The sequence below is a fragment of the Mycolicibacter sinensis genome (assembly GCF_001673565.1).
Lineage (GTDB): Bacteria > Actinomycetota > Actinomycetes > Mycobacteriales > Mycobacteriaceae > Mycobacterium > Mycobacterium sinense_C.
Map to the genome: position 1 here is coordinate 1 of NZ_LZMF01000028.1, position 888 is coordinate 888.

Consider the following 888-nt stretch of genomic DNA (forward strand, 5'->3'; position numbering starts at 1 on the left):
CGTCGATCACCAACGCCGTGTAGCACCAGCCCGACCACGTCGAGACATAGGTGAAATCGGCCACCCACAAGCGATTCGGTGCCAACGGCCGGAAGTTGCGGTCCACCAGGTCGAGCGGCTTGGGTGTGCGCGGATCGCTGATCGTGGTCCGCTTGACCTTCCCGCGCGCCGCGCCGGCCAAGCCGAGCTCGCCCATGAGCCGCTCCACAGTGCAGCGCGCGATCGGCGGTGCGTCCTGCGGCCGTTGTCGGTTCAGCGTCAGCCATACCTTCCGGGCGCCGTAGACACCGTAGTTCTCGGCGTGCACCGCACGGATCTTCGGCTTCAGTTCGGCGTCGCGGCCCTCCTGCTTGGTGGGTTTGCGGGCGCGGTGTTCGTAGTAGGTCGCGGGGGCGATCTTGGCACCCAGCTCGGTGAGCTGGGTGCAGATCGACTCGACACCCCAACGCAGACCTGGCCCGTCGGCATCAGCGTGGCGGACACCGACGTGCTCGTCGATGTAGCGCACGATCAGCGCAGTGGCCGGTCGAGTTCGGCCGCAAAGAAAGCCGAGGCGCTCTTGAGGATCGCGTTGGCCCGCTTCAACTCCGCGTTCTCGCGCTTGAGGCGCTTGAGTTCCGCTGACTCCTCGGTGCTGACACCAGGCCGCTGGCCGGCATCGACCTCGGCCTGCCGACACCACTTGCGCACGGTCTCTGCCGTTCCGATCCCGAGCAACTCGGCCACTTTGGTCATTGCCGCCCACTCCGACTCATAATCGGCCCTGACCTCGTCGACCATCCGAACCGCCCGCTCACGCAACTCGACCGGGTACCTCTTCGACGTACTCCCTGACATGACTCCATCCTTCCCAAGGAACGGAGTCTCCGGACACGCCGGGACGATTCA

At 65.9% G+C, this 888-nt stretch carries 1 pseudogene; it reads right to left on the reverse strand.

Annotation, left to right across the window (positions count from 1 at the left end):
• Positions 1-837: pseudogene (locus tag A5648_RS24370) on the reverse strand (IS3 family transposase); the annotation flags it as partial.
• Positions 838-888: the final 51 nt, after the last annotated feature.